The organism is Pseudonocardia sp. T1-2H (assembly GCF_038039215.1).
Classification (GTDB): Bacteria; Actinomycetota; Actinomycetes; order Mycobacteriales; family Pseudonocardiaceae; genus Pseudonocardia.
The window spans coordinates 916,758-943,461 of sequence record NZ_JBBPCL010000001.1 but is presented as its reverse complement, the minus strand read 5'-3'; the positions used below and the strand labels follow the sequence as shown (position 1 = coordinate 943,461).

Below are 26,704 nucleotides of genomic sequence, written 5' to 3'. Positions count from 1 at the left end.
GGCCGGGGTGCTCCGCGCCGGGTCAGGCCCAGAGCTGGCCGTCGATCCCCTCGGCCGCGTCGTCGAGCTCGCCGGAGTAGGCACCGGTGGAGAGGTACTTCCAGCCACCGTCGCAGACCACGATCAGGATGTCGGCGGGCGTCGTCGAGCCCGCGGCCTTCTCCGCGACCGCGAGGGCGGCGTGCAGGATCCCGCCGGTGGAGATGCCGGCGAAGATGCCTTCCTTCTCCACCAGCTCCCGTGTGCGGCGCAGCGCGTCGTAGCTGCCGACGGAGTAGCGGCCCGTGAGGACGCTCGGGTCGTAGAGCTCCGGGACGAAGCCCTCGTCGAGGTTGCGCAGGCCGTAGACGAGCTCGCCGTAGCGGGGTTCCGCGGCGATGATCTGCACGTCCGGCTTCTGTTCACGCAGGTAGCGGCCGGTGCCGACGAGCGTGCCCGTCGTCCCGAGCCCGGCGACGAAGTGCGTGATCGTGGGCAGGTCGCGCAGGATCTCCGGGCCGGTGGTCCGGTAGTGCGCGTCCGCGTTGGCCGGGTTGCCGTACTGGTAGAGCATGACCCAGTCCGGGTTCTCGGCGGCGATCTGCTTCGCCATGGCGACGGCCTGGTTGGAGCCCCCCGCCGCAGGCGAGGAGATGATCCGCGCCCCGTACATCGTGAGCAGCTGCCGGCGCTCCTCGGAGGTGTTCTCCGGCATGACGCAGACGATCTCGTAGCCCTTGAGCTTGGCGGCCATGGCCAGGGAGATGCCGGTGTTCCCGGACGTCGGCTCGAGGATCGTGCAGCCGGGCTTCAGCAGCCCGTCGGCCTCGGCCTTCTCGATCATCGCCAGCGCGGGGCGGTCCTTGATCGAGCCGGTGGGGTTGCGGTCCTCGAGCTTCGCCCACAGCCGGACGTGCGGCGCAGGGGAGAGCGAGGGGAGGCCGACGATGGGGGTGTCCCCGACGGCCTGCAGCAGCGAGTCGTAGCGCGCCATGGCGTTTACCTCCGAGCATGCGCGACGAGCGAGCCGGCGGAGGGCGCCGTGCGGCGCCCTCCGCGTCGGGCTCAGCTCAGCGCATGCCGCCCGCGACGGCGGGCAGGATGGTCAGCGTCGAGGACTCGGTCACCGGGGCGTCCAGGCCACCGGCGAAACGGACGTCCTCGTCGTCGACGTAGATGTTGACGAAGCGGTGCAGCTTGCCGTCGGAGAGCAGGCGGTCCTTGAGGCCCGCGTGTCGCGACTCGAGGTCGTCGATCACCTCGGCGACGGTGCCACCCTTGGCCTCGACGGCCTTCTCGCCGCCCGTGTGGGTGCGCAGAATGGTCGGGATGGAGACGGTGACGGCCATGTGGAGAACTCCTGGTCGGATTCGTTCGGTTCGGGTCGGTCGAGAAGAGGCGGGACGCGGTGTCCCTGGTCAGCCGAGATCGGGGACGTCGTCCGCGCCGGTGTGCGCGAACATATAAGTCTCCACGACCTCGACCTGTTCCTCGGTGACGACTCCGTCGACGATCCGGAAGGACCGGAACTCGTGACCGGTGTGGTTCGCCTGCGCGTCGTCGCGGGTCGACACCAGCACGTAGTGCGCCTCCGGCTCGGAGGCGTAGGAGATGTCGGTTCGCGACGGATGGGCCTCGGTCGCGGTGTGCGAGTGGTAGATCACCACGGGCACCTCGTCGTTCGCGTCCATCTCACGGTAGAGACGCAGCAGGTCACCCGAGTCGAACTCGTAGAACGTCGGCGAGCGCGCCGCGTTCAGCATCGGGATGAACCGCTCCGGCCGGTCCGCCCCCTCGGGGCCCGCGATGACGCCGCACGCCTCGTCCGGGTGGTCCCGGCGGGCATGCGCGACGATCTCGTCCACGAGATCCGCTCGGATGACCAGCACGTCCTGAAGCGTACGTGCCCGACATACGTGACCGCACATCTACCGACACGGCTCACACCAAAAGTCCGTACATTCCCGCCACCGGGCCCTCACCCCCGGCGAGTCGGGACGTGAGACCGCGCGAGCCGCGCCCTGAGACCGCGCGAGTCGCGCTCCAGCACCACGCGAGTCGCGCTCTGGGACCACGCGAGTCGCACTGTCCGCCCCCTCTAGCCCGGGCGGATCACGCCCGGCCCGTGCGGAGGGAGCCCCGAGAGCCAGATCGACTCCGGGTCGTCCTCGACGAGCCACGCAGGTCGCGCATGCTCCTCTCCCCCGCCGCCCGAGCCCGGACCACCGGCCATGAACGGCATGTGGCTCATCCCGGACTGCCCACCACCGCGTGGCGAGGCCGAGCGCGGGGCCTCCTCCACCACCGGTCCGCCGCTGCCACCGCGAGGCTGCAGGGGACCTTCACCACCCGTCGTCCCGCCGCGGACGGCCTCCGAGGACAGTCCGGAGCCGAACCGACCACCGGGAGCGCCCGTCGTCCCGGCACCGGGTGGGCGACCGGAGCCGGGCCCGCGAGTAGCGGGAGCCCCGACCTCGGGCTCCCCCGTCCCCCATCCCGTGCGCCCGGCGGACGAGCGCACGCCCGGGCTGTTGGACGCCGAGACCCCTCCGCCGTATCCGAACGAGACGTCGGCGGCGGACGGCGCTGGGGTTCTGAGGCTGCCCGCCGAGCCTGCCGAGCCTGAGTTGGTCGCCCGGGCGGCGTCGATCTCGGACGGGCTGAGAGTGGAGACACGGTCGCGGAGTCCTGCGTCCCTCGCGGCCGATCCGCCGGATCGCCCGCCCGACGCCGCGCTCCCGGTTCCCACGGCCCCGACCGCCAAGGGTGGCGCGACAGCGCCGGTGCCACCTGAGCCGATGCCGCCCGAAGCACCCGGCGCGGCCGCACCAACTCCTGCCGCCTCGGTAGTGCCAACGCCCGGCGCGCCCGCAATCGCAGTGGCTTCCGAAGCCGAATACGTCCGATCCGCGCCGCCAGAGCCCTGCGGCCAGTCGGGAACCGACGATCCCGCGACGATCGACGAGTCGGGCTGCGCGACCGTCGGCGGCGGGAACACCTGGAACCAGTTCGCGAGGTTGTGGTTGGTGTTGTCCTGGTAGACGGTCGCGGCGTGCGAGACCGCGGCCTGGTCCTGCTGACCGGCGACGTCGGTGGTGACCTTGGCGAAGTAGGTGCTCTGGTCCTGCAGCGCCGTCGAAGCGAGGTTGAACTTGCCCACGCCGATCAGCCCGGGCTCCGCGAGCCTGACCAGATAGTCGCGGGTGGCGTCGGCGGCCGCACCTTCGTGCGCGGAGGAGTAGTCCCGGTGGAGCTGGTGGAGGTCGTCGCAGGCTGCGGTGAGTTTCTGCGCGACCTGCGCCATCAGGTCGGCCGCACCCTGGAGATCATTCGTAGCGCTGCCGGCAACCACAGGATCGCGAATCTGTTCGATCGACATCACAGAGAAATCAATACCGGTTCCTTCATAACCTTGCGTCATTCTTCAGGCTCCCAATCAGCGACGTGGAGGCAACGACTGCAAAGCGGCTGCCGCGACATCACGTGCGACTGCACAGTAATCTCTTCGCGGGCTACCTAGTCCGTCTGCCCGAGCCGACAACGCTTGATCATCAGCGTTGCCAACTAGAATTACACACGACGCACTCGCCGCATCACTGACTCGCACCGCTGGATAACCGGAGATCTCTTCGGGTTCGAAGATCGGAAAAGTATCCCGAAGGGAGTAATACAGGTCGAGATCACGACCGGCACTGAGGGCGATACCTGCACTGTATGAAGCGTCACCAGATTTCCAATCACAGGCAGAAGCGTTAGCGTTAGAAGCATCTGTGGCGGTGGCCCCGACGAGACCTAGCGACAGGAGTTGATCAGCATCGAGAAGCAGACATGCGCGGACGCCCCGGGAATCTCGCGGGTGAGCCACCTTGGGAAGATATTGCACAGGGGGCGCACTAACCGAAGGCTGCGACCCAGCTTTTAGTTCCTGATCACCCATCCGAGTAGCCGACGAGCATGCAGACAGAGTGACTGCAAGCACGACCGAAATAAGGGGTGTGATCGCCGGACGAGTACCTGTCACGCGCGCGCTCTATTCTGATAATCGACATTCGCATAAGCGGCAAGCTGCGAGTCGAGCGCAGTCCGTGCGTCCACCAGATGACTATGCCACCGTGCCAGGTATGCACGAGCGTCATTGATCATTCTCATCGACTGAATCGCCGCGTTACGACTCACGGGATCGATATCCGGAAAGGCTGTCCGTACCGGGTCGAGGAGCAGGACGGCCTCCAAGACAGATTCGATGACCTCCCCCAGCCTCGCCGAGAAGGCCCGCGCCACCTCCGGCTCCAACCGGACCTGCCCCGGCGCCCCACCCACCGTCGGCACCGCGTCCGTCCAGACGATTTGCGCGTCGTCGACCCGGCGGATGTCAGCGGCGTCGACGGAGTCGCTCGGCGAGGTCACCCGCCCATGATCTCAGGCCGTCCCGCGCGCGGGACCACTTCGGCCGAGGGGTTCGCGATCGTGAACGGTCTACAGCAGCCTGGTCCGCGCCTGAACCAGCGAATCCTGCACGAACGTCAGCCACTGGTACACCCCGAGGTGCGGCGCGCGCGGGTCGTCCGGCGGCAGCTCCTCCGGCATCTCCTCGCTGATGTCCAGCGCCGTCCCGAGCGCCAGCCGGACGTCGTTGAGCGCGGTCAGCCACACGTCGGACTGCTCGGGCGTCAGCTCGACCTTCCCGCCCGCCTCCGGCAACGCGTCCAGCACGGCCTGGGCCGCGTTCTGCTTGCCCTCGATCAGCTCGGGCTCGTGCAAGGACCGCAGGCCCGCGGCGAGGTCCATGTCCTCGCTGGTGAAGTCCGGGAGCAGCCGGGCGAGCACGCGGTCGTCCGGCCGCTTCGACGGCCCGGTGCGGATGCCCGTGAGGGCGGCGAGCTCGTCGACGGGCGCCTCGCTCGCGCGTCCCTCCAGCATCTGCCGCACCTCGCCGACCAGGCCGCGCAGGACCGTCGACTCCTGCTCCTCGAACGTCGCGACGAGCCGGGCCTTCGTCCCGCGTCCGGAGCGCTTCCAGCCGTTCACGTGCGCTGCATGGTGGCCCAGAGGCCGGCCGCGTGGAGCTTGGCGACGTCCGTCTCGATCTTGTCCTTGTCCCCGGACGACACCGCGGCCTTCCCCTTGTGGTGGACGTCCAGCATGAGCGCCGTCGCCTTCGGCTCGGGATAGCCGAAGAGCTTCTGCAGCACGTACGTCACGTAGGACATGAGATTGACGGGGTCGTTCCAGACGACAGCCTGCCAGGGTGTGTCGCCGGTGGTCTCCTCGTCGACGGCAGGATCCACCTGGCGGGTCGGCGAGCTGAGCGGCGCGGACATGCCTCCATGGTGACACGCACACCCCGAGGCGCAGGACGGCACATAGGCTCACGCCATGACCCGCGTCGCGGACGGGACGGGCGCTTCCACCGCGCTCCTCACCGACATGTACGAGCTGACCATGGTCGCCGCGGCACTGGCCGACGGCACCGCCGACCGGCAGTGCACCTTCGAGCTGTTCGCGCGCCGATTGCCGGACGGCCGCCGCTACGGCGTCGTCGCGGGGACCGACCGGTTCCTCGACGCGCTGGAGGACTTCCGGTTCGGTGAGTCCGAGCTCGCGTCCCTGGTCGGGTCGCTGGACCAGCGCACCCTGGACTGGCTCGCGGACTACCGCTTCGCCGGTGACATCGACGGCTACCCCGAGGGCGAGCTGTACTTCCCCGGCTCCCCGATCCTGACGGTGACCGGCTCCTTCGCGGACGCGGTCGTCCTCGAGACGCTGGCGCTGTCGATCTTCAACCACGACAGCGCCGTGGCCTCGGCCGCGGCCCGGATGGTCACCGCCGCCGGGTCCCGGCCGCTGATCGAGATGGGTTCGCGGAGGACCCACGAGGAGGCCGCGGTCGCCTCGGCCCGCGCCGCCCATCTGGCCGGGTTCAGCGCCACCTCCAACCTGGAGGCCGGTCGCCGGCACGGCATCCCGACGGCCGGCACCGCCGCACACGCCTGGGTCCTGCTGCACGACGACGAGCTCAGTGCCTTCCGCAGCCAGGTCGAGGCCCTCGGCGTCAAGACGACCCTGCTCGTCGACACCTACGACATCCGCAAGGGGATCGAGAACGCGATCGAGGCCGCCGGACCCGAGCTCGAAGCGGTCCGGATCGACTCCGGCGACCTCGGGGTGCTCGCCCGCCAGGCCCGCGAGCAGCTGGACTCCCTCGGCGCCACCGGCACGAGGATCGTCCTGTCCGGTGACCTCGACGAGTACGCGCTGGCCTCGTTGCGTGCCGAACCCGTCGACGCCTACGGCGTCGGCACCTCGGTCGTCACCGGATCCGGTGCACCGACCGCGGGCATGGTCTACAAGCTCGTCGAGGTGGACGGGCGGCCGGTGGCCAAGCGGTCGAGCTCGAAGGAGTCCCGCGGGGGCCGCAAGTCCGCGCTGCGCCGCTTCAAGCCGACCGGCACGGCGGTCGAGGAGGTCGTGTACCCCGTCACCGCCTCGCCGGAGGTCGGGCCGAACGACCGCGTGCTGCCGATCACGCTGGTCCGCAGCGGGAAGCGCGCAGACGACCTGCCGTCGCTGGACCAGTCCCGCGAGCACCTGCGCGCCGCGCTCGTCTCGGTGCCGTGGGAGGGGCTGAAGCTCTCCCGCGGCGAGCCCGCCATCCCGACCGTGTTCGAGGGGAGGTCCTGACATGAGCAGGGCACTGATCGTCGTCGACGTCCAGAACGACTTCTGCGAGGGCGGCTCGCTCGCCGTCACGGGCGGCGCCGCGGTCGCCGAGAGCGTGTCCCGGCTCGCCCGCGACGGCGGGTACGACCACGTCGTCGCGACGCGGGACTTCCACGTCGACCCCGGCGCGCACTTCAGCGACACCCCGGACTTCGTGGACACCTGGCCGCCGCACTGCCGTGCGGGCACGCCGGGCGCGTCGTTCCATCCGGCGCTGGACGTCGCCCTCGTCGACGCGGTGTTCGACAAGGGCCACCACACCGCCGCGTACTCCGGCTTCGAGGGCACGGAGCCGAACGGGGTCGGGCTGGCGGACTGGTTGCGGGACAGGGGCGTCGACGCCGTCGAGGTCGTCGGGATCGCCACGGACCACTGCGTCCGCGCGACCGCCCTCGACGCGAACGCGGCCGGTTTCGCGGTGACCGTGCTGCTGGAGCACTGCGCCGGGGTCGCGCCGGCGACCACCGACAAGGCCCTGGACGTGCTGCGCGACGCCGGCGTGACCGTCGGCTAGGAACGCGAACGGCCGCGCATCCGGAAAGCGGATGCGCGGCCGTGGACCCGTGTTCGGAGGACGTCAGCCCTTCATGCGGAACGGCTGGAGCGCGGCGCCGAGATCGACCTGGTCGCCGTCCGTGTCGTGCGTGCTGTGGGCGCCGACGGCGTCGGCGAGCCCGATGCAGCGGCGGCCGTCGAAGAGGCCGCAGGCGTAGCGGGCCTGGGTGTCGTCGATGTCGACGAGGCCGACGCGCAGCTGGTAGATACCGGGGAAGCGCACCTCGGCGAGGTACTCGACGTGCAGCGAGCTGGGCTCGAGGCCGTCGAGCGGGCCACCGACCGGGTAGCCCAGGACGTCGGTGTGCAGCTCGGCGAGACCGTCGAGGTACCAGCCGGCCAGCGCCACGTTGTTGACGTGCCGGTTGGTGTCGAGGTCACCGAAGCGGGTGCGCACGTCGTAGCGGAACGGGTAGTTCTCCCGGACGAGCCGCGACGGCTCGAACTCGACCCGGCCGTGTCCGGCGCCCGGGAGTTCCACCTCGAGCAGTGCCTCCCGCAGGTCCGCGGGGATCGCCGTCGTCACGCCGCCCTCGGTGTAGACGCTCGTCGACTCGCCGGTGGCGACCAGATCGTCCCCGGCGAAGACGCCGTAGGAGTAGGAGAACGACTTCGTCCCGATGTGGCTCACGCCGATCCCGACCCGGTACCGGCCGGCGATCCGCAGCGGTGCGATCACGTCGACCTTCACCGACACCAGCAGCTGGCCCACCCGGGCGCGCTGCCGGTCGGCGAGGTCGGCCCCGAACGCGTCGAGCTCGACGGCGACGCGCGCGTCCTCGAACCAGCGCACGAGAGCCTCCCGGCCGATGCGACGGCTCGGGTCGAGATCGCTGTAGCGGGCCGTGGGCTCGAAGACCTTCGGGTACAGCGCGGGATCGGGTCGGATTTCGGTGGACGTCACCCTCGCCATGATGGCCAGACCCCCGTCCACCTGCCGAATCGGCCGCCCCACATCACGTGTGGGACCTGCCACGTTTCACCGAGCGTGCCCGCACGGTTGCGGACCGGCGCCGACCGCGTCGATGAACGGTTCCGCCCCGGGCTGTCGGGGGGCCGGATAAGGTCGACGAGTGCCTGCCGCTCCCGCCAAGACCGACCTCCCCGGCGTGGCCGAGCTGCTCGAGGCGGCCGTCACGGCGGTCGGGGGCGCGCGCCGCGAGGGGCAGGACGCGATGGCGCAGGCCGTCCGCAAGGCGCTGTCCAGCGGCGAGCACCTCGCGGTGCAGGCCGGCACGGGCACGGGGAAGTCCCTGGCCTACCTCGTCCCGGCGATCCGGCATGCGATGGCCCGGGACACCACGGTCGTCATCTCCACCGCCACGATCGCGCTGCAGCGCCAGCTCGTGGACCGGGACCTCCCGCGAGTCGCGAAGTCGCTCAAGCCGCTGCTCGGGCGCGCGCCCACGTTCGCGATCCTCAAGGGCCGCAGGAACTACCTCTGCCTCAACAAGCTGCACGGCGACGACGCGATGGGCGAGGACCCCGCCGAGGAGCAGCTCTTCGACGCGTTCGCCATCTCCGCCCTGGGCCGCAACGTGAAGCGCCTGCACGACTGGGCGTCGGACACCGAGACCGGGGACCGGGACGAGCTCGTTCCGGGCGTCCCGGACAACGCCTGGCGGCAGGTGTCGGTGACGGCGCGGGAGTGCCTGGGCGCGGCCCGGTGCCCGGTCGGCGAGGACTGCTTCGCCGAGAAGGCGCGGGCCGAGGCCGGGCGTGCGGACGTCGTCGTCACGAACCACGCGCTGCTGGCGATCGACGCGATGGGCGACGCGTCGGTGCTCCCGGAGCACGACGTCGTCGTGATCGACGAGGCGCACGAGCTCGTGGACCGGGTCACCGGCGCGGCCACCGCGGAGCTCACCGCGGGCACCGTCGCCGCTGCGGCCCGGCGCTGCGGAAAGCTCGTCGACCAGGATCTGGCCGACCGGCTCGCCGAGGCGGGCGAGGGCTTCGGGCTCACCCTCGAGGACCTGCCTCCCGGACGCTGGGAGTCGTTGCCGCGCTCCGCGTCCGGCGCGCTGCGGTCGATCGTCGACGCCGCCGCGATGTGCCGGCAGGCCCTGGGCGGCGAACGCCGGGAGGACCCGGAGGGCGCCACCGGCCGCAAGCTCGCGCTCGCGCTGCTGGACGAGGTGTCCGAGGTCGCCGTCCGGGTGCTGAAGACCTTCGAGCAGGAGGACCCGGCCACGCGCTACGACGTCGTGTGGCTGGGCGAGCAGGGCCCGGACAACGCCCGGTTCAAGGTGCTGCGGGCGGCGCCGCTGGCGGTCGGCGGGCTTTTGCGGGAGCGGCTGTTCGGAACGCGGACCACCGTCCTCACCTCGGCGACGCTCGCGCTCGGCGGTTCCTTCGACGCGCTGGCCCGGCAGTGGGGCCTCCCGCCGGAGGGAACGGCCCCGGAGGACGACCCGGTGAAGGACAAGGACGTCCCGCGGTGGAAGGGCATGGACGTCGGCTCGCCGTTCGCCCACGCGCGCAGCGGGATCCTCTACACCGCGAAGCACCTGCCCCCGCCCGGCCGCGACGGCCTCGCGCCCGCCTACCTGGACGAGATCGCCGAGCTGGTCGACGCCGCCGGCGGCCGGACTCTCGGGCTGTTCTCCTCCATGCGCGCCGCCAAGCAGGCCACCGAGGCGCTGCGGGGACGGCTGTCCGTCCCCCTGCTCTGCCAGGGGGACGACTCGACGATGCTGCTGGTCAAACGGTTCGCCGAGGACGAGGAGACGTGCCTGTTCGGCACCCTGTCGCTGTGGCAGGGCGTCGACGTGCCCGGGCCGTCCCTGTCCTGCGTGATCATCGACCGGATCCCGTTCCCGCGCCCGGACGACCCGCTCGTGTCGGCCCGTCAGCGGGCCGCGGACGCCCGGGGCGGCAACGGCTTCCTCACGGTCTCCGCGACCCACGCCGCGCTGCTGCTCGCCCAGGGTGCGGGCCGGCTGCTGCGCGGGATGAACGACCGGGGCGTCGTCGCGATCCTGGACCCCCGGATCGCGACGGCCCGGTACGGCGGGTTCCTCCGGGCGAGCCTGCCGCCGTTCTGGCAGACGACCGATCCCGAGAAGGTGCGGGCGGCCCTGCGCCGGCTCCGCGACGTCTGACCCTCACCGGCGCACCCCGTGCGGGGCTGCCGCAGAGCATTGACGACGTTCTGCCGCTTGAGTGGCTCGAGCAGCTGAAGCTGGCACTTGAGCCACTCAAGCGGCAGGGAGCCGGAGGCGGCAGGGGGCCGGAGGCGTCAGCGGGCGATGCAGGTGATGGTCCCCGGCTCCACCTCGGTGAACCCCGCGTCCCGGACCGCGACCGCCTCGTCCCGCTGAACGGCCGCGCACAGCGCCACCCAGCCCGCCTCGTCCGTCGACCGGACGGCGAACCGCGGGGTCTCGGTCCAGCCCCGGACGGCGGCGAGCAGCATCGACGCGTGCCCGACCTGGGCCGCGGCCTTGCCGACGCTCATCGTGACGGCCGGGTTCAGCGTGATCACCGGGACGCCCGGAGGGGGCGCGGGCGGCGAGTCCGGGGGCAGGTCCGTGCCGCCGATCTGCAGCCGCGAGACGACCTTCGGCACCGCGTCGACCGGGCCGGGCACGAGCGCGCGGGCCTCGGCGCCGTCGACCTCGACGGTCACGCCCGGCAGCTCCTGCACGGCCTTCCAATGGGCGCCGCGGGCCCGCCTGGCGATCTTGCGGATGCGGCCGTCGACCCAGATCCGGACGTCCTCGTGCCACTCGCCGCCCTCCTGCGCCCGGGGGTCCAGGCAGAGCGCGAGCGCGGCACCGGCGGCCGCCTCCAGCAGCGGCGTGCGCGGCGGCGCATCCCGTTCGATCCGCAGGATCACCGGCATCGCCCGCACCACGCCGTCCTGCTCGGGCGGGATCACGACGTCCGGCCCGGAGTAGCGGGCCGCCAGCGCGTCGAGAACCGTGCTCACGCGATCGGGACCCGCCGCAGCACACCCTCGGCGGCGTCGGCGGTCTCGACCTCGTCCCGGGTGATCCCGAGGATGAACAGCACGGCGTCCAGGTAGGGCTGGGACAGCGCCGTGTCCGCGACCTCGCGCAGCGCGGGCTTGGCGTTGAACGCGATGCCGAGCCCGGCCGTCGAGAGCATGTCGATGTCGTTGGCGCCGTCGCCGACCGCCACGCACTGCTCGAGCGGGATCCCGTGCTCGGCCGCGAACCGGCGCAGCGCGACCGCCTTGCCGGGCCGGTCCACGATGTCCCCGACGACGCGACCGGTCAGCCGCCCGTCGACGATCTCCAGCTCGTTGGCGGCGCAGAAGTCCAGCCCCAGCTCGTCGACCAGGCCGCCGATCACCTGGGTGAACCCGCCCGAGACGACGCCCGCGCGGAAGCCGAGCCGTTTGAGCGTGCGGATCGTGGTGCGCGCGCCGGGCATGAGCTCGCAGCTCGGCGGCGACCTCGTCGATGACCGCGGCGGGCAGTCCCTCCAGCACGGCCACCCGGCGTTCGAGGGACTGCGCGAAGTCCAGCTCGCCGCGCATCGCGGCCTCGGTGACGGCGCGGACCTCGGCCTCGGCGCCGGCCCGCGCGGCCAGCATCTCGATGACCTCACCCTGGACGAGCGTGGAGTCCACGTCGAAGACGATGAGGCGCTTGCTGCGCCGGGCGAGACCGGCCCGCTCGACCGCGACGTCGATGCCCGCCTCGCGCGCCACCTCCACGAGCTTGTGCCGCAGCGTGCCGTGCGGATGCTGCTGCGGGTCGTCCGGGTTCGGCGAGACCTCCAGCTCGAGGCCCGTCACGGGATAGTCCGCGACCCGGCGGATCGAGTCGATGTTCGCGCCGACGTCCGCGAGCGCCTGCGCGACGGAGCCGAACGCGCGGGCGGTGATCGGCCGTCCCAGCACCACGACGACGTGTGTGGACTTGCGGCGCACCGCCGGGTCCTCATCGGTCCCGTGGTTCACCGACGTGTGGACCTGCATGCCGATGCTCTGCATGGCGTCGTCCAGGGACTCCTGGAGTCCCTCGGGATCCCGCTCGACGGCGACCAGCGCCCCCAGCGTGAGCCGGCCGCGGATGACGACCTGCTCGACGTCCAGCAGGTCCACGCCGTGTCGGGTGAGGACGGTGAACAGTGCCGAGCTGACACCGGGACGGTCCGGCCCGGTGACCGTCACCAGGACGGTCGACCGGGCCGGGTTCTGAGCGTTCAGAGCGAGCAGTCCTAACGAGACTTGGGGTCGTCGTCCGGCTGCGTCTCGTGGCTGACGCCCTGGGCGAGGACCTCGGACGGTGCCGCCCGGTGCCCGACGTGCGCCTCCTCGCGGATGCGCTCGACGAGGTGCGGATAGTGCAGCTCGAACGCGGGGCGCTCGGAGCGGATCCGGGGCAGCTCGGTGAAGTTGTGCCGCGGCGGCGGACACGAGGTGGCCCACTCCAGGGAGTTGCCGTGGCCCCACGGGTCGTCCACGGTGACCACCCGGCCGTAGCGGTAGCTCTTGAACACGTTCCAGATGAACGGCAGCGTCGAGGCCCCGAGCACGAACGCGCCGATCGAGGAGATCGTGTTCAGGGTGGTGAAGCCATCCGTCGGCAGGTAGTCCACATAGCGGCGCGGCATGCCCTCGTTGCCCAGCCAGTGCTGCACCAGGAACGTCAGGTGGAACCCGATGAACGTGGTCCAGAAGTGGAACTTGCCCAGCGTCTCGTCCATCATGCGGCCGGTCATCTTCGGGAACCAGAAGTAGATGCCGGCGTATGTGGCGAACACGATCGTGCCGAAGAGCACGTAGTGGAAGTGCGCGACCACGAAGTACGTGTCCGAGACGTGGAAGTCGATCGGCGGGGAGGCCAGCAGCACGCCGGTCAGGCCGCCGAAGAGGAACGTGGTGAGGAAGCCGACCGCGAAGAGCATCGGCGTCTCGAACGTCAGCTTGCCCTTCCACATCGTGCCGATCCAGTTGACGAACTTGACGCCCGTCGGGATCGCGATGAGGAACGTGGTGAAGGAGAAGAACGCCAGCAGGACCGCGCCGGTGGCGTACATGTGGTGCGCCCAGACGGCCACGGACAGCGCCGCGATGGCGATCGTGGCGAACACCAGGCTCTTGTAACCGAAGATCGGCTTCCGGCTGAACACGGGGAAGATCTCCGACACGATGCCGAAGAACGGCAGGGCGACGATGTAGACCTCGGGGTGGCCGAAGAACCAGAACAGGTGCTGCCACAGGATCACGCCGCCGTTGGCGGGGTCGAACACGTGGGCGCCGAAGTGACGGTCCGCGGCGAGGCCGAGCAGACCGGCGGTGAGCACCGGGAACGCGATCAGGATCAGCAGCGCGGTGATGAAGATGTTCCAGGTGAAGATCGGCATCCGGAACATCGTCATGCCCGGGGCGCGCATGCAGACGATCGTGGTCACGAAGTTGACGCCACCGAGGATCGTGCCGAGGCCGGAGACGACCAGGCCGACGATCCAGAGGTCCGCGCCGGCACCCGGCGAGCGGATCGCGTCCGACAGCGGCGTGTAGGCGAACCAGCCGAAGTCCGCGGCGCCGCCGGGGGTCAGGAACCCGGACAGGACGATCAGGCCACCGAACAGGAACAGCCAGTAGGAGAAGGCGTTCAGCCGCGGGAACGCGACGTCCGGGGCGCCGATCTGCAGCGGCACGATGTAGTTCGCGAAGCCGAAGAGGATCGGCGTCGCGTACAGCAGCAGCATGATCGTGCCGTGCATCGTGAAGAGCTGGTTGTACTGCTCGCTGGACAGGATCTGCTGTCCCGGGCGGGCGAGCTCGGCACGCATCAGCAGCGCCATCGCACCGCCGGCCATGAAGAAGCCGAACGACGTGACCATGTAAAGGATCGAGATGTCCTTCGGGTCCGTCGTCCGCAGCATCTTCAGGAACGTGGAGCCCTTACCCGTCCGACGCGCCGGGTACGGGCGCGTCGTGATCGGTTTGGGGGCGACGGCTGTCACTGTGCCTCCTGCACTGGACCTCATGGGCAGGTCCGAACTCTATCCGCGCGAACCGGCGTACCCCCTGCCGGGGCGATGGTCTCCCCTGGCACGACGGTTCGCACGCGCATCATGCTCTACGCAGAGTAGAACGGCCACCGGCGGGTCCGGAACCCGCGGTCACGCGACCGTGGTCACCCGGCCTACCGCATCGGCAGGAAGAGCTCGGTGAAGACGTCCGGCGCGACGGCCGGGGCGGGCGGGTCCGCCACGATGTAGAACTCGGTGCCGAAGCCCATCGCGAAGATGGGGTCGGGCATCGCGAGCATGAAGTGGTCCGGCCCGATCTGGCTGGCGTGGGCCCGCATCGACGCCCGCTTCTGCTCCACGAAGTCCACGGCCTCGACCCGGTGGGTGATCTCCGCCTCGGGCTTGCCGAAGTCCGGCGGCGGCTCGGACGACGACGCGTCCCACCCCTCGGGGATCTGCCCCGACTCCTTGAGCCCCTTCATCCCGCGGAGCATCCAGTCCCGGTTGATCGTCCCCTGCGCGACGACGGGGACGCCGGACAGCTCGGCCGCCCGCATCCCGACCCGGTGCACCTGGATGTGGTCCGGGTGGCCGTAGCCGCCGTTGTCGTCGTAGACGGTGAGGACGTCCGGCTCCTCCTCGTCGAGGATCACCGCCAGCAGCTTGGCTGCGTGCTCGACGCGGGCCTGCCAGAAGCAGTACGGGGCGTCGTTGGTGGGCAGGCCCTTCATCCCCGAGTCCGTGTACGGCAGGAACTCCACGCGCGCGGCACCGAGGGCCTTGGCGGACTCGTAGCACTCCGCGGACCGGCGGATGGACAGCGGCTCGCCCTCGGCGAGCACTCCCGGGACGGGCTCGCCCAGGTCACCCCGGGTGGCGAAGACGAGCACCACGCGGTGGCCGTTCTTCGCGGCCTTGGCGAGGGTTCCGCCGGAGCCGATCGACTCGTCGTCGGGATGGGCATGGAAGCTGACGATTGTCCCCACGGCGACGAGGATATGCGCCCGCGGTGGCGGGACGCGGTACGTGGTGCCGGGGCACCACGTACCGCGCACCGGCCCGTCAGGCCAGGATGCGGGTGAGCGCCGGCCCGACCTCGGCGAGCCTCCGCACGGGCTGGCAGGTGCCGCCGCCCCGCGCCGCCAGCGTCGCGGACGCCTTCTCCGCGTCCTCGTCCGGGAGCGGGCACAGCACGTGCAGCCGGTCGATGCCGCCGAGCGCGGTCGTCGGCTCATCGCCGGCGGTGTGCAGGCAGTCCGAGAGCAGCACGACCATCCGCTCGTCCGCGACCGCACCGGCGAGCTGCCTCGACGCCTCCCGCAGGGCGGCGGCGATGTCCGTCGTCCCGTGCCCGCGCAGGGCGACGAGCTCGCCGATCAGCTCGTCCGGCGGGCGCCGGACCCCCTGCCGTTGCAGCGTCCGAACCCCTGATCCGAAGGCGAGGACACCGGGTTCGAGCTTCGCGCCACCGGTCTCGGACGCGAGCACGACGCCGGACGCCGCGACGGCCGCCAGCGCGACCGCAAGCCCCTGCATCGAGCCGGAGATGTCCACGACGAGGCAGACGGCCCGCCGGTGCGCCGTCCAGCCCCGGGTGACCAGGTCCTCCGGCTGCGGCCGGCGGGACACGGCCGGCTGCCAGGCGTCGAGGGTCCGGTCCAGGTCGAGATCGCCCTCGCCGCCCTTGGTCGGGGCGATCCGCCGGGTCCCCCGCGCCTTTGCCGGGCCGACCTTGCCGAGCTGGATGAACACCCGTCCGGCCAGCTTGCGGGCCTGCGCCCGCAGCTGCACGTCCGTCGCGACGGCGAGGTCGGCCAACAGCGCGGCGGCCGCCTCGGGGTTCTCGGCCAGCGCGGCGTCGAACGCCTCGGCGTCGAGCTCGCCGAGCTCGGGTGAGACGTCCTCGAACTGTTCGTGCCGGCTCCCGAGCTCGCCGCGGCCCATCGTCCGCTGCCCACGGCTCGGCGTCGGCTTGTCCTTGCCCTTCTGCTGGCCCGCCCCACCTGACGGCGGCGGGCCCTCAGCTTTTCCCGAATCACCGTCCTGGTCCGGCGCGTCCGGCTCGTCGGCCTCCTCGGGCCAGAGCCGTTCCAGCAGCTCGTCGATCACGGCCTCGGGGGTGCGGTCCACCCCGTCGGCGATCCGGATCCGGCCGGACAGCGCGGCGTGCGCGGCGTCCCGGGCGGTCTCGCGGGCGGGCTTCTCCTCGCCGCGCAGCTCGGACAGCGCGGTGAGGACGAGCGCGAGGTCGATCGCCCCACGCACGGAGGAGCCCATCCGGATGTCGCGGTGCGCACGGGTGGAGCGGGTCAGGCCGACGGCCAGGTCGTTGACCGGGCCCTGCACCCCGGTGACGGAGCCGGTGATCGTGCGCTCGGCGTCCTCGTCCTGGTAGCCGAGGACGACCCGACACATCCGGTCCGCGATCGCCTGGCTGACCCGCGCGGTGCCGATGGCGTCGAACGGGTTCATCGCGGCGATCAACCGGAACCGCGGGCCGGCCTGGACGGTGCCGAGCCGGGGGACCGCGATCTCGCCCTCGGTCAGCACCGTGATCAGGACGTTGAGCGTCTCCTCGGGGACCCGGTTGAGCTCCTCGAGATAGAGCAGACCGCCCTCGCGCATGGCGTTGAGCAGCGGCCCGTCCACGAAGCTCGCGGGCAGGTAGCCCTCCGCCAGCACCTGCGACGGGTCGAACGCGCCGATCAGCCGCGCGGGCGTCAGCTCGGCGTTGCCCTCGACGAAGACGACGTGCTGCCCCGCGTCCCGGGCGATCGAGCGCAGCAACGTGGACTTGCCGGTTCCGGGCGGGCCCTCGATGACGACGTGCCGGCCGGTCGCCAGCGCGACGGTGAGCACCTCGCGTTCCCGCTTCAGGCCGACGATCGGGACGGGCTGCTTGCCCGCCGCCGGGGCGCCGTTCCCGGTCGAGAGGGTCGTTGACGTCACTGTCACCTCCGACGCCCGCGCACGCGGGCGACATCCAGATGATCCGGCATTCGCCGCACCACACCACATTCGTACAGGGCGAGGCCCGCCGTGTCAGGATCGCAGCATCTGCAATCTTCTACGCGCCGTTGACGGTGCGTGATCAAGCTGTAGAGTTCGAGCACCCGAACCGGCACAGGAGCCAGCACCATGGCCGAACTCTTCAACGCTGCGGAGTATCTGACGGATCGACGGGTGGACGCCGGCGACGGCGCCCGTGTCGCGGTTCGCCACCCGCGCGGCACCCTCACCTACACCGAGCTCGTCGACCAGGTCCGCACGGTCGCCGCCGGCCTCGTGGGGATCGGCGTCCGCCCCGAGGAACGCGTCGTGCTCTGCATGGCGGACGACGTCGAGCTCTTCACCTCGATCCTCGCCACGATGTACATCGGCGCGGTCGCCGTGCCGTGCTCGACGATGCTCACCGGCTCCGAGCTGGCGGCCCTCGTCGTCGACTCGCGGGCGCGCGCCCTGCTCGGCAGCCACCAGTTCGCCGACGCCGTGCACGCCGCGGCCGAGGACGCCCCGGACCTGCGCCACCTCGTGCTCGCCGGCGCGCAGCCGATCGCGCCCCCGGGTATCAGCGCCCTGACCTGGGACGAGCTGCGCGCCGCAGGCAGCACGCCGATCGAGAAGCCCTACCCCACCTGGGACGAGTCGCCCGCCCTCTGGCTCTACACGTCCGGCACCACGGGCAAGCCCAAGGGCGCGATGCACCGGCATGCGGACATCCGCCACGTCGCCGAGACCTACGGGACGCAGGTACTCGGGATCGAGCCGGACGACGTGTGCCTGTCCGTCGCCAAGCTGTTCTTCGCCTACGGCATCGGCAACTCGATGTTCTTCCCGCTCTCGGTGGGGGCGTCGGTGGTGCTCGAACCCTCGCGCCCGACCCCGGACCTCATCGCCGAGAAGGTCCGGGCGCACGGCGTCACCCTGTTCTTCGCCGTGCCCAGCTTCTGGGGTCCGCTGCTCGCGTCCGGCGTCCCGGACGACGCCTTCGCGACGACCCGCCGCGGCGCGTCGGCCGGCGAGACCCTGCCCGCCCGGATGTACCACGGCGTCCGCGAGCGATTCGGCTTCGAGGTCCTCGACGGCATCGGCTCCACCGAGGCGCTGCACATCTTCGTCTCCAACCGGCCCGGCGCGGTCGTCCCCGGCAGCTCCGGGTTCCCGGTCCCCGGCTACGAGGTCGAGCTGCGCCGGACGGACGGCACGGTGATCGACGGCGCCGGCGAGTCCGGGATGCTGTGGATCTCCGGGGACTCGATCTGCACCGGCTACTGGTGCCGCACCGAGGTGAACCGCGCGGTCTTCCACGGCCGCTGGATGCGCACCGGGGACCAGTACATCCGCAACGACGACGGCAGCCTCACCTGCCTCGGCCGCGCGGACGACGTGCTCAAGGTCGGCGGCATCTGGGTCTCCCCGGCCGAGGTCGAGTCCCGCCTGCTGGAGCACCCGGGCCTGGCCGAGGCCGTGGTCGTCGGCATCCCGGACGCCGACGGCCTGGACAAGCCGGTCGCGTACGTCGTGCCGCGGGCCGGGGTGGTCGTCGACCCGGACGAGGTCATCGCGTTCTGCCGGGCCGGGCTCGCGGCGTTCAAGCGGCCCCGCGCCGTCGTCCCGATCGATGAGCTGCCGAAGACCGCCACCGGCAAGATCCAGCGCTACCGGCTCCGCGCGCTCGCGGTGGAGGCGCCGCCCGCCGGGCTCACGGTGGCACCGACGCCCGTCCTCTCCCCCGGGGCGCCCGCCCGCGCCTGAAGCGCACGAACGTCACTTCCGTGCGGACCTACCGCACGAGAAGTGCCACTCGTGCGGATGCCCCGGTGCCGCGCGCTGCGGCCCCAGGAGACCCGGGCCACACTCGGGCGGACGCGAGGAGGCAGGTATGACCCACGAGTGGATCCGGGAGACGCCCGCGATCTGGGACGGGCCGAAGGCGGACGTCCTCGGTGACCTGGCGCCGACCCTGTTCGGCCTCGGCACCCCGCAGGAAGGCGACAAGCTCGGCGACGAGTGGTGGCGCGTCGAGGACGACGGCGCCGTCGTCGGCTACGGGCGTCTCGACGAGTCCTGGGGCGACGCCGAGATCCTCGTGCTGGCCCATCCGGAGCACCGCGGCTGCGGCGTCGGCACGTTCGTGCTGGAACGGCTCGAGGAGGAGGCCGGCAGCCGGCACCTCAACTACATCTACAACGTCGTCCCGCGCGGCCACCCGGATCCCGACGCCATCTCCGGATGGCTGGCCGCGCACGGGTTCGAGCCCACCGACGTCGGCGAGCTGCGGAAACGGATCCGGAGCAACGGCGTCACCTGACGTTCTACAGCGCTATCCCGAAGCGCGAGCATGTTGTAGACTCTCGGCCAGCCGACCGCCGCGTCCCGCTCGGGACAGACCCCACCCGGGACGGACGCAGCGCAGGAGGATCCCGACATGACCGAGGAGACCGGCACCATCGACGCAGCCGGCACCACCGCCCCGTCAGGCTCGGCCGAGCACACGGAGGAGACGCCCGCCGTCTCCTTCGACGCCGATCCCGCCACCTACCGGCACTGGACGCTCGACACGTCCGGGTCCGCCGAGACCGGCGTCGCGTATCTGCGGCTGGACATCGACGAGACCGGCGGGATCGTCCCGGGCTACGAGCTGAAGATGAACAGCTACGACCTGGGCGTGGACATCGAGCTCTACGACGCCACGCAACGGCTGCGGTTCGAGCACCCCGAGGTGCGCACTGTCGTGGTGACCAGCGCGAAGGACAAGAACTTCTGCGCGGGCGCGAACATCCGGATGCTGGCCCAGCTCACACCCGTGGAAGGTGAACTTCTGCAAGTTCACCAACGAGACGCGCAACGGCATCGAGGACGCCACGGCGCACTCCGGGCAGACCTACATCGCGGCGGTCAACGGGACGGCGGCCGGCGGCGGCTACGAGCTGGCGCTGGCCTGCGAGCAGATCCTGCTCATCGACGACAACTCCTCCGCGGTGTCGCTGCCCGAGGTCCCACTGCTCGGCGTGTTGCCCGGCACCGGCGGCCTCACCCGGGTGATCGACAAGCGGAGGGTCCGCAAGGACCGCGCGGACGTCTTCGCCACGACCTCGGAGGGCATGCGGGGCAAGCGCGCCGTCGAGTGGAAGCTCGTCGACGAGGTCGTCCCGAAGCGCGCCTGGAACGAGACGGTCGCCGAGCGCGCCGCCACCGCCGCGGCCGGGTCGTCGCGTCCTGCGGACGCCTCCGGGGTGGCCCTGACGCCGCTGCAGCGTGAAGAGACCGCGGTCGGCATCACCTACAAGCACGTCAAGGCCACGTTCGACCGCGACCGCGGCCTGGTGGAGATCACCGTCCTCGGCCCCGACGGCGGCGTGCCCGAGTCGTGCGCGCGGGTGCACGAGCTGGGCGCGGACTTCTGGCCGCTGGCCATGACCCGCGAGCTCGACGACCTGATCCTGCGGCTGCGGGCGAACGAGCTGGAGCTCGGCACATGGCTCATCCGCACGCAGGGCGACGTCGAGGACGCCCTCGCCTTCGAGCGGGTCATCGAGCAGCACAGCAAGGACGACTGGCTGGTCAACGAGATCCGGCACTACTTCAAGCGGGTGCTCAAGCGGCTCGACGTCACCTCGCGCAGCCTGATCGCGCTGATCGAGCCGGGCTCGTGCTTCGCCGGGGCGCTGCTGGAGCTCGCCCTCGCCTGCGACCGGCAGTACATGCTGGACGGCACTTTGGCGGACGACACAGCCGAGGACCCCAGTGGCCCAGGGCAGGGCGACGAGGCGCAGATCATGCTGTCCGCCTCGAACTTCGGCACCTTCCCGATGAGCAACGGGCTCTCCCGGCTGGGCTCGCGCTTCTACGGCGACGACGACCACGTGGCCAAGCTCCGCCAGGAGACGGACCGGCGGATCGAGGCCCGCGAGGCGCTCGAGCTGGGCCTGGTCACCGACGCCCCGGACGACATCGACTGGCAGGACGAGATCCGGATCATGCTGGAGGAGCGCGCGTCGCTCTCCCCGGACGCGCTGACCGGCATGGAGGCCAACCACCGGTTCGTCGGCCCGGAGACGATGGAGAGCCGGATCTTCTCCCGGCTCACCGCCTGGCAGAACTGGATCTTCGTGCGGCCCAACGCCGCCGGACCCGAGGGCGCACTCCGCAGGTACGGCACGGGACGCAAGGCCGAATTCGACCGCAGGCGGGTGTGAGCCCGTGAGCGAGCTTGCGAGCGAACGATCGACACAGTGCATCGGCGAAGCGCCGAGCTCGCGCAGCGAGGGAGAGCAATGAGCATCGACTACAGCGAGAAGATCCCGAACAACGTCGACCTCGCCGGCGACCGGAAGCTGCAGCGCGCCCTGGAGTCCTGGCAGCCGAACTTCCTGAACTGGTGGAAGACGATGGGCCCGGCCGTGCCGACGGAGGACGTGTACCTGCGTACCGCCGTCGACGTCGGCAAGGAGGGCTGGGCGCAGTTCGGCCACGTCGCGATGGAGGAGTACCGCTGGGGCGTGTTCCTCGCCGAGCGCGGCGACGACCGGCGGATCGCCTTCGGTGAGCAGAAGGGCGAGCCGGCCTGGCAGCAGGTCCCCGGCGAGTACCGCGCGGACCTGCAGCGGTTGATCGTGATCCAGGGCGACACCGAGCCCGCGTCCGTCGAGCAGCAGCGGCGTCTGGGCGAGACCGCGCCGTCGCTCTACGACCTGCGCAACCTGTTCCAGGTCAACGTCGAGGAGGGCCGTCACCTCTGGGCGATGGTCTACCTGCTGCACGCCTTCTTCGGCCGCAACGGCCGCGAGGAGGCCGAAGCGCTGCTGCACCGCAACTCCGGTGACCTCGACTCGCCCCGCATCCTCGGCGCGTTCAACGAGGAGACGCCGGACTGGCTGTCGTTCTTCATGTTCACCTACTTCACGGACCGGGACGGCAAGTACCAGCTCGGCACGCTGAAGGAGTCCGCCTTCGACCCGCTCTCGCGCACCTGCGAGTTCATGTTGAAGGAGGAGGCGCACCACATGTTCGTCGGCACCACCGGCATCGACCGGGTGGTGACGCGGACGTGCGAGCTGATGCGCGAGCACGACACCGACGAGATCGCCCCGCACGGCGGCGTCCCGCTGGACGTGATCCAGAAGTACGTCAACTTCCACTACTCGGTGTCGCTGGACCTGTTCGGCTCGGAGCAGTCCACGAACGCGGCGAACTACTTCACCGCGGGCCTCAAGGGCCGCTGGCAGGAGGAGCGCCGCAAGGACGACCACCTGCTCACCGAGGACTCCGCGAAGATCGACCTCGTGCGGGACGGCCAGGTCACCCAGGACGAGGTGCCGGCGCTGCTCGCGCTGAACTCGGACCTGCGCAACGAGTACGTCAAGGACTGCCAGTCCGGCCTCAAGCGCTGGAACCGGATCCTGGAGAAGGCGGGCTTCGACCAGCGGCTCTACCTGCCGCACGTCGGCTTCAACCGGCACGTCGGGCTCTTCTCGGACCACTACGTCACCCCTGCCGGGGACCTCGTCGGCAAGGACACGTGGAAGGCCAAGGAGGACTGCTGGCTGCCGAGCGAGGGCGACAAGGTGCACGTCCAGTCGCTGATGCGGCCGGTCTACGAGCCGGGCAAGATCGCGAGCTGGATCGCGCCGCCGACCAACGGCATCAACGGCAAGCCGTTCGAGTACGAGTACGTCCACCTGGCCTGACCGGGATCGCCGCCGCCCCTGGGACTCGAGTGGCTCGAGCGCCATTCTTCGCTGCTCGAGCCACTCCAGCGGCATTGGTCTCCGCGGCCGACGGCGCTCGAGTGGCTCGAGCGCCACCGTGCGCTGCTCGAGCCACTCAAGCGGCGTCGGCTCGACGCAGCCGCGACGCCAGGAGCAGGCAGCCGGGCGACCCCTGGAAGGTCAGTAGAACTCGACCGTGTCCACGACGTTGCGCAGCGGCTCCCCGTCCAGCAGCCGCCGCGCGTTCTCCACGAACAGCTCCGCGATGCGCCGGTCCTCCGCCTCGTCGAGCGCGGCGGTGTGCGGGCTGACGAGCACGTTCGGCAGGTCCCACAACGGGCTGTCGACGGCCAGCGGCTCCACCGCGAAGACGTCCAGGGCAGCGAACCCGATCCGGCCGTCCCGCAGCGCCCCGACCAGCGCGTCCTCGTCGATCACGGTGCCGCGGCCGACGCTGACGAGCGTCGTCCCGGGCCGGATGGCGTCGAGCACCGCGGCGCCGACCAGATTCTCGGTCGAGGGCGTGCCGGGGAGGGTGACCACGACACCGTCGACCCGGCCGACGACGGACACCAGCTCGTCGGGGTGGACCAGCTCGTCGACGAACTCGGGTGGCTCCCCGCCGTGCCGCGACGTCCCGATCACCCGCGTCCCGAACGCCTGCAGCCGCCTCGCGACCTCGGTGCCGATGCCGCCGAGCCCGACGACGAGCACGGTCTGGTGTTCGAGCCGGCCCATGAACCACCGGTCCGCCCAGTGGTGCGCACTCTGGTGGGCCTGCAGCCGCGGCAGCGTCTTTGCCCCCGCGAGCAGCCCGAACAGCGCGAACTCGGCGAGCGGACCGCCGTGCACACCCGCGGAGGTGGTGAAGGTGATGCTCTTCAGCTGCTCCTCGGACAGGCCCGCCTGACGCACGGTGGCCCCGCCGCCCGCGGCCATCGTCTGGACCCAGCGCAGCCCCGGGTTGGCCTCGACGGTCCGGGCGAGCGCGTCCGCGTCGACGTCCGGGATGCCGTAGAGGGCCTCCGCGGAGTCCAGCAGCTCCTCGAACCGGGCCTGCTGCTCGGGCGTGCGGGACCAGCCCGGATCCCCGGAGTGGTCTCCGGGATGGCGTTGCGGAGGGAGCAGGGAATGGTCGCGGACCAGCTCGACTCGGGGCTCCTCCCGCTCGATCATCGCGCACAGTTCCTCGTCGAGCGGGGTCGCCAGCACGACCCGCAGCCGCTCGGCCACCCGGACCTCCTCACGTCGACGGACGCGGACCACCCTGCCCGACCCCGGCCGGCGCGGCACACTGGACGGGGTGAGCCGTGTCCCGCATCCCTCCCAGCCCGGCCGGGCGGCCCGGCTGCGCGCGGCGGCGGTCCGCGACGGCAACCGGTGCGTGTGGTGCGGGCGGGAGTGCGCCGGGCTGGTGGTCGCGACCACCGACCATCTCGTGCCCCGGGTCAAGGGCGGGCCGTCCTGGCTGGAGAACGAGGTCGTCGCGTGCCGGCGGTGCAACGCCGGCCGCGGGCACACGAGCCCGGCCGAGTGGTTCGCCGAGTGCGAGCGCCGCGGCTGGCACCCCGACCTCGACGCGGTGCTGGGCGCCCTGCGCTCGCTCGACCGGGCCATCACGGAGCGTGGCGGGCAGCGCCGGGCGCGGCCCTACCTCGCCGCCCAGCTCCGTCGCCTCACCCGGGCCGAGCAGGACCGGCGAGCGGGCTGACCGATCGCCGCCACCTTGAGCCGACCGGCGGATTGACCACCGGACGGCAGGTGGAAACGATCTCGGCATGACGCTGCGGCCCGGGGTGCGGTCCGCCACCGCCGACACCGACTTCCTCCCCTGACCTGCCCGCGAGTCGGCGTTTCCGGTCGACCGAGTCGCACCTCGTGAGCAGGTCCGATCGGGTGATCGACCGTCGGAGTTCGGTCGGCCCACGCGATGGAGGGACGTGAGCGGTCCGCAGCAGGTCGAGCCCGACCCGGGCCTCGCGCTGCTCACGCTGTACGACACGGCCCTGCCCGAGATCTACGGCTACCTGCTCGCGCGGTGCGGCCGGCGAACCCTGGCCGAGGACCTCACGGCGGAGACGTTCCTCGCCGCGGTCCAGGCGTGCCGGCGCAGGCCGGGCCCGGACGTCAGCACCGGCTGGCTGGTCGGGATCGCCCGGCACAAGCTCGTCGATCACTGGCGGGCCCTGGACGTCCAGGACCGCCGGCTCCGGGTGCTCGACGGCGGCGCCGAGGACGTCGACGACCCCTGGGACGCCGAGCTCGACGCCCTGGTGGCGCGGGAGGTCCTCGCGCGGCAGAGCCCGCAGCACCGCGCCGCGCTGACCCTGCGGTACCTCGACGGCCTCGCGGTCGCCGAGGTGGCGCACCTGCTCGGCCGGACGGTGCACGCCACCGAGGCGCTGCTCGTCCGGGCCCGCGCGGCATTCCGCCGCAGCTACGACGACGACCGAGGGGGCCCGGCATGACCGCCGACGTGCTTCCTCCCACAGAGGCGGAGTCATGACCGATCCGCTGGACGCCCTCCATGACCCCATGCGTCCCGTCGACCCCGACCCCGCGTTCGCCGCGCGTCTGCGCGAACGCCTGGAACGGCTGCTCCTCGACCCGGCCGCACCCCTGACCAGCACCCGGGAGATCCCGATGACCACCGCCCAGGCCGAAGCGCTGCCCCTGCACGACCTCACCGCCTATCTCGCCGTGCCCGACGCCGCGGCCGCCCTCGACTTCTACGCCGGCGTCTTCGGCGGGGTCCGGCGGGGCGAGCCGATCGTCATGCCGGACGGGCGGATCGGGCACGCCGAGATCGCCCTCGGCAGCACCGTGCTGATGCTCGCGGACGAGTTCCCGGAGCTGGGGCTGCGCGCTCCCGCACCCGACGCGGTGTCCGTGTCGCTGCGCCTCGAGGTGCCCGACCCGGATGCCGTGGTCGAGCGGGCCGTCGCCCGCGGCGCCCGGCTGGACCGGCCGGTGAGCGACTCGCCGTACGGCCGGGGCGGGGCGATCACCGATCCGTCGGGGCACCGGTGGATGGTGTCCCGCTCGCCGTCGGCCGGGGACGCCGTCGTGCGCCCCGGAGACCTCGGCTACAGCTCGATCTGGACCCGCGACGTCGTCGCAGCGGAGCGTTTCTACGGGGCCGTCCTCGGCTGGGTGGCCACCGCCGACCACGCGGGCGCCGGCCGGCAGGTCACCGACCTCACCGCGCACATGGGGATCGTCGGCGAGCAGGAGCTCTCGACCCTGTTCTGCTGCTACGGCGTCGCCGACGTCGACGAGGCCGTCGCGTTGGTCCGCGCGGCTGGCGGAACGGCGCAGGCCCCGGCGGAGATGCCGTTCGGCCGGGTTGCGGACTGCGTCGACGACCAGGGCCTCCCCTTCGCCCTCTACGCCGTCGCCGGCGGGAGCGGGCGGGGCCGGGACACGAACGCCCCGGGCGAGCTCACCTACGCGACGATCGAGGTCCCGGACTCCACCCGCGCCCGCGCCTTCTACGGCACCGTCCTGGGTTGGCGGTTCCTGCCGGGCCGGGAGCCGGGCATGTGGATCGTCCGGGTCGACGGCGGCCACCCCCGCCCGCCGATCGGGCTGGCGGGGGGCCGGGAGAAGGCGACGGTGGTGCCGATGTTCGTGGTGCCGGACGTCGCCGCGGCGGTCGGGACGGTGCGGGAGCTGGGCGGAACGGCCACGGACCCGACCGACGCGGGCTACGGGACGTCGAGCGAGTGCGTTGACGACCAGGGCGGACGGTTCTGGCTGGTCCAGTACTGAACCCGACCGGG

Annotated in this window: 23 protein-coding genes and 2 pseudogenes; 10 read left to right on the top strand and 15 right to left on the bottom strand. The window is 71.5% G+C overall.

Annotation, left to right across the window (positions count from 1 at the left end):
- Nucleotides 1-22: 22 nt before the first annotated feature.
- From WBK50_RS04785 to clpS, 8 genes are all read right to left on the bottom strand, one after another.
- Nucleotides 23-973 (bottom strand): PLP-dependent cysteine synthase family protein, encoded by a 951-nt coding sequence (locus WBK50_RS04785; RefSeq protein ID WP_341334418.1) that lies wholly within the window; start codon nucleotides 971-973, stop codon nucleotides 23-25.
- A 76-nt stretch (nucleotides 974-1,049) separates the two neighbouring features.
- Nucleotides 1,050-1,328 carry a MoaD/ThiS family protein gene (locus WBK50_RS04780; RefSeq protein WP_297499967.1) on the bottom strand — a complete coding sequence of 93 codons (279 nt, stop codon included), beginning with the start codon at nucleotides 1,326-1,328 and terminating at the stop codon, nucleotides 1,050-1,052.
- Between the two features lie 69 nt (nucleotides 1,329-1,397).
- A complete protein-coding gene (locus WBK50_RS04775; RefSeq protein ID WP_341334417.1) occupies nucleotides 1,398-1,868 on the bottom strand; it encodes a M67 family metallopeptidase in 471 nt (156 codons plus the stop codon).
- Between the two features lie 209 nt (nucleotides 1,869-2,077).
- Complete coding sequence (locus WBK50_RS04770; protein WP_341334416.1) at nucleotides 2,078-3,283, bottom strand: hypothetical protein; 1,206 nt, start codon at nucleotides 3,281-3,283, stop codon at nucleotides 2,078-2,080.
- A 132-nt stretch (nucleotides 3,284-3,415) separates the two neighbouring features.
- Nucleotides 3,416-3,958: a DUF3558 domain-containing protein gene (locus WBK50_RS34935; protein WP_445942339.1), complete on the bottom strand. Its 543-nt coding sequence runs from the start codon at nucleotides 3,956-3,958 to the stop codon at nucleotides 3,416-3,418.
- Nucleotides 3,959-3,996: 38 nt separating this feature from the next.
- Nucleotides 3,997-4,386 carry a hypothetical protein gene (locus WBK50_RS04765; protein ID WP_341334415.1) on the bottom strand — a complete coding sequence of 130 codons (390 nt, stop codon included), beginning with the start codon at nucleotides 4,384-4,386 and terminating at the stop codon, nucleotides 3,997-3,999.
- Between the two features lie 69 nt (nucleotides 4,387-4,455).
- Complete coding sequence (locus WBK50_RS04760; protein ID WP_341334414.1) at nucleotides 4,456-5,007, bottom strand: DUF2017 domain-containing protein; 552 nt, start codon at nucleotides 5,005-5,007, stop codon at nucleotides 4,456-4,458.
- Complete coding sequence (gene clpS / locus WBK50_RS04755) at nucleotides 5,004-5,300, bottom strand: ATP-dependent Clp protease adapter ClpS (RefSeq protein ID WP_297490689.1); 297 nt, start codon at nucleotides 5,298-5,300, stop codon at nucleotides 5,004-5,006. Before clpS ends, WBK50_RS04760 begins: the two co-directional genes overlap by 4 nt.
- 55 nt (nucleotides 5,301-5,355) lie before the next feature.
- Between clpS and WBK50_RS04750 the strand changes: the two genes are divergently transcribed.
- Both WBK50_RS04750 and WBK50_RS04745 read left to right on the top strand, forming a co-directional pair.
- Nucleotides 5,356-6,660 carry a nicotinate phosphoribosyltransferase gene (locus WBK50_RS04750; protein ID WP_341334413.1) on the top strand — a complete coding sequence of 435 codons (1,305 nt, stop codon included), beginning with the start codon at nucleotides 5,356-5,358 and terminating at the stop codon, nucleotides 6,658-6,660.
- Nucleotide 6,661: 1 nt separating this feature from the next.
- Nucleotides 6,662-7,213 (top strand): isochorismatase family protein, encoded by a 552-nt coding sequence (locus WBK50_RS04745; protein WP_341334412.1) that lies wholly within the window; start codon nucleotides 6,662-6,664, stop codon nucleotides 7,211-7,213.
- A 63-nt stretch (nucleotides 7,214-7,276) separates the two neighbouring features.
- Here the strand turns inward: WBK50_RS04745 and WBK50_RS04740 are convergent, their stop codons facing one another.
- Entirely contained in the window at nucleotides 7,277-8,158 is an 882-nt protein-coding gene (locus WBK50_RS04740; protein ID WP_341334411.1) for a thioesterase family protein, read from the bottom strand.
- A 169-nt stretch (nucleotides 8,159-8,327) separates the two neighbouring features.
- Here WBK50_RS04740 and WBK50_RS04735 point away from each other — a divergent pair, with 169 nt between their 5' ends.
- Nucleotides 8,328-10,358 (top strand): ATP-dependent DNA helicase, encoded by a 2,031-nt coding sequence (locus WBK50_RS04735; protein ID WP_341334410.1) that lies wholly within the window; start codon nucleotides 8,328-8,330, stop codon nucleotides 10,356-10,358.
- 137 nt (nucleotides 10,359-10,495) lie between these two features.
- Here WBK50_RS04735 and WBK50_RS04730 read toward each other — a convergent pair whose 3' ends face one another.
- From WBK50_RS04730 to WBK50_RS04710, 5 genes and pseudogenes are all read right to left on the bottom strand, one after another.
- Entirely contained in the window at nucleotides 10,496-11,188 is a 693-nt protein-coding gene (locus WBK50_RS04730) for a peptidyl-tRNA hydrolase (protein WP_445942223.1), read from the bottom strand.
- Nucleotides 11,185-12,436 (bottom strand): annotated as a pseudogene (serB, locus tag WBK50_RS04725) (phosphoserine phosphatase SerB). The gene WBK50_RS04730 and the pseudogene serB overlap by 4 nt, the downstream one beginning before the upstream one ends.
- An 11-nt stretch (nucleotides 12,437-12,447) precedes the next feature.
- Nucleotides 12,448-14,202 (bottom strand): aa3-type cytochrome oxidase subunit I, encoded by a 1,755-nt coding sequence (ctaD, locus tag WBK50_RS04720; RefSeq protein WP_341334409.1) that lies wholly within the window; start codon nucleotides 14,200-14,202, stop codon nucleotides 12,448-12,450.
- A 182-nt stretch (nucleotides 14,203-14,384) separates the two neighbouring features.
- Nucleotides 14,385-15,197, bottom strand: coding sequence for a PIG-L family deacetylase (locus WBK50_RS04715; RefSeq protein WP_341334408.1), 813 nt, complete (start codon nucleotides 15,195-15,197; stop codon nucleotides 14,385-14,387).
- A gap of 76 nt (nucleotides 15,198-15,273) precedes the next feature.
- Nucleotides 15,274-17,160 (bottom strand): AAA family ATPase, encoded by a 1,887-nt coding sequence (locus WBK50_RS04710; RefSeq protein WP_341334407.1) that lies wholly within the window; start codon nucleotides 17,158-17,160, stop codon nucleotides 15,274-15,276.
- Nucleotides 17,161-17,349: 189 nt separating this feature from the next.
- On the opposite strand from WBK50_RS04710, the gene WBK50_RS04705 reads away from it, so the two are divergent.
- The 4 genes and pseudogenes from WBK50_RS04705 (at nucleotide 17,350) to boxB (ending at nucleotide 22,901) form a co-directional block, all read left to right on the top strand.
- Nucleotides 17,350-18,966 (top strand): benzoate-CoA ligase family protein, encoded by a 1,617-nt coding sequence (locus tag WBK50_RS04705; protein ID WP_341334406.1) that lies wholly within the window; start codon nucleotides 17,350-17,352, stop codon nucleotides 18,964-18,966.
- A 127-nt stretch (nucleotides 18,967-19,093) separates the two neighbouring features.
- Nucleotides 19,094-19,522 carry a GNAT family N-acetyltransferase gene (locus tag WBK50_RS04700; RefSeq protein ID WP_341334405.1) on the top strand — a complete coding sequence of 143 codons (429 nt, stop codon included), beginning with the start codon at nucleotides 19,094-19,096 and terminating at the stop codon, nucleotides 19,520-19,522.
- A gap of 117 nt (nucleotides 19,523-19,639) precedes the next feature.
- Nucleotides 19,640-21,410 (top strand): annotated as a pseudogene (gene boxC / locus WBK50_RS04695) (2,3-epoxybenzoyl-CoA dihydrolase).
- Between the two features lie 78 nt (nucleotides 21,411-21,488).
- Nucleotides 21,489-22,901, top strand: coding sequence for a benzoyl-CoA 2,3-epoxidase subunit BoxB (gene boxB, locus WBK50_RS04690; RefSeq protein ID WP_341334404.1), 1,413 nt, complete (start codon nucleotides 21,489-21,491; stop codon nucleotides 22,899-22,901).
- A 201-nt stretch (nucleotides 22,902-23,102) separates the two neighbouring features.
- Here the strand turns inward: boxB and WBK50_RS04685 are convergent, their stop codons facing one another.
- Entirely contained in the window at nucleotides 23,103-24,155 is a 1,053-nt protein-coding gene (locus WBK50_RS04685) for a D-2-hydroxyacid dehydrogenase (protein WP_341334403.1), read from the bottom strand.
- Between the two features lie 70 nt (nucleotides 24,156-24,225).
- Between WBK50_RS04685 and WBK50_RS04680 the strand changes: the two genes are divergently transcribed.
- The 3 genes from WBK50_RS04680 to WBK50_RS04670 all read left to right on the top strand — a co-directional run bounded on the left by WBK50_RS04680 (nucleotide 24,226) and on the right by WBK50_RS04670 (nucleotide 26,693).
- Nucleotides 24,226-24,633: an HNH endonuclease gene (locus tag WBK50_RS04680; protein WP_341334402.1), complete on the top strand. Its 408-nt coding sequence runs from the start codon at nucleotides 24,226-24,228 to the stop codon at nucleotides 24,631-24,633.
- 229 nt (nucleotides 24,634-24,862) lie between these two features.
- On the top strand, nucleotides 24,863-25,390 hold the full coding sequence (locus WBK50_RS04675) for an RNA polymerase sigma factor (RefSeq protein ID WP_297491543.1): 528 nt from the start codon (nucleotides 24,863-24,865) through the stop codon (nucleotides 25,388-25,390).
- Between the two features lie 34 nt (nucleotides 25,391-25,424).
- The gene (locus WBK50_RS04670; RefSeq protein WP_341334401.1) at nucleotides 25,425-26,693 is read left to right on the top strand and encodes a VOC family protein; all 1,269 of its coding nucleotides are present in this window, start codon (nucleotides 25,425-25,427) and stop codon (nucleotides 26,691-26,693) included.
- Nucleotides 26,694-26,704: the final 11 nt, after the last annotated feature.

Coding starts and splice junctions, on each gene's coding strand:
- WBK50_RS04770 (WP_341334416.1), bottom strand. CDS start 3,283: ATGGCGCAGGTCGCGCAGAAACTCACCGCAGCCTGCGACGACCTCCAC.
- clpS (WP_297490689.1), bottom strand. CDS start 5,300: ATGTCCGCGCCGCTCAGCTCGCCGACCCGCCAGGTGGATCCTGCCGTC.
- WBK50_RS04780 (WP_297499967.1), bottom strand. CDS start 1,328: ATGGCCGTCACCGTCTCCATCCCGACCATTCTGCGCACCCACACGGGC.
- WBK50_RS04750 (WP_341334413.1), top strand. CDS start 5,356: ATGACCCGCGTCGCGGACGGGACGGGCGCTTCCACCGCGCTCCTCACC.
- WBK50_RS04700 (WP_341334405.1), top strand. CDS start 19,094: ATGACCCACGAGTGGATCCGGGAGACGCCCGCGATCTGGGACGGGCCG.
- WBK50_RS04785 (WP_341334418.1), bottom strand. CDS start 973: ATGGCGCGCTACGACTCGCTGCTGCAGGCCGTCGGGGACACCCCCATC.
- WBK50_RS04745 (WP_341334412.1), top strand. CDS start 6,662: ATGAGCAGGGCACTGATCGTCGTCGACGTCCAGAACGACTTCTGCGAG.
- WBK50_RS04670 (WP_341334401.1), top strand. CDS start 25,425: ATGACCGATCCGCTGGACGCCCTCCATGACCCCATGCGTCCCGTCGAC.
- boxB (WP_341334404.1), top strand. CDS start 21,489: ATGAGCATCGACTACAGCGAGAAGATCCCGAACAACGTCGACCTCGCC.
- WBK50_RS04705 (WP_341334406.1), top strand. CDS start 17,350: ATGGCCGAACTCTTCAACGCTGCGGAGTATCTGACGGATCGACGGGTG.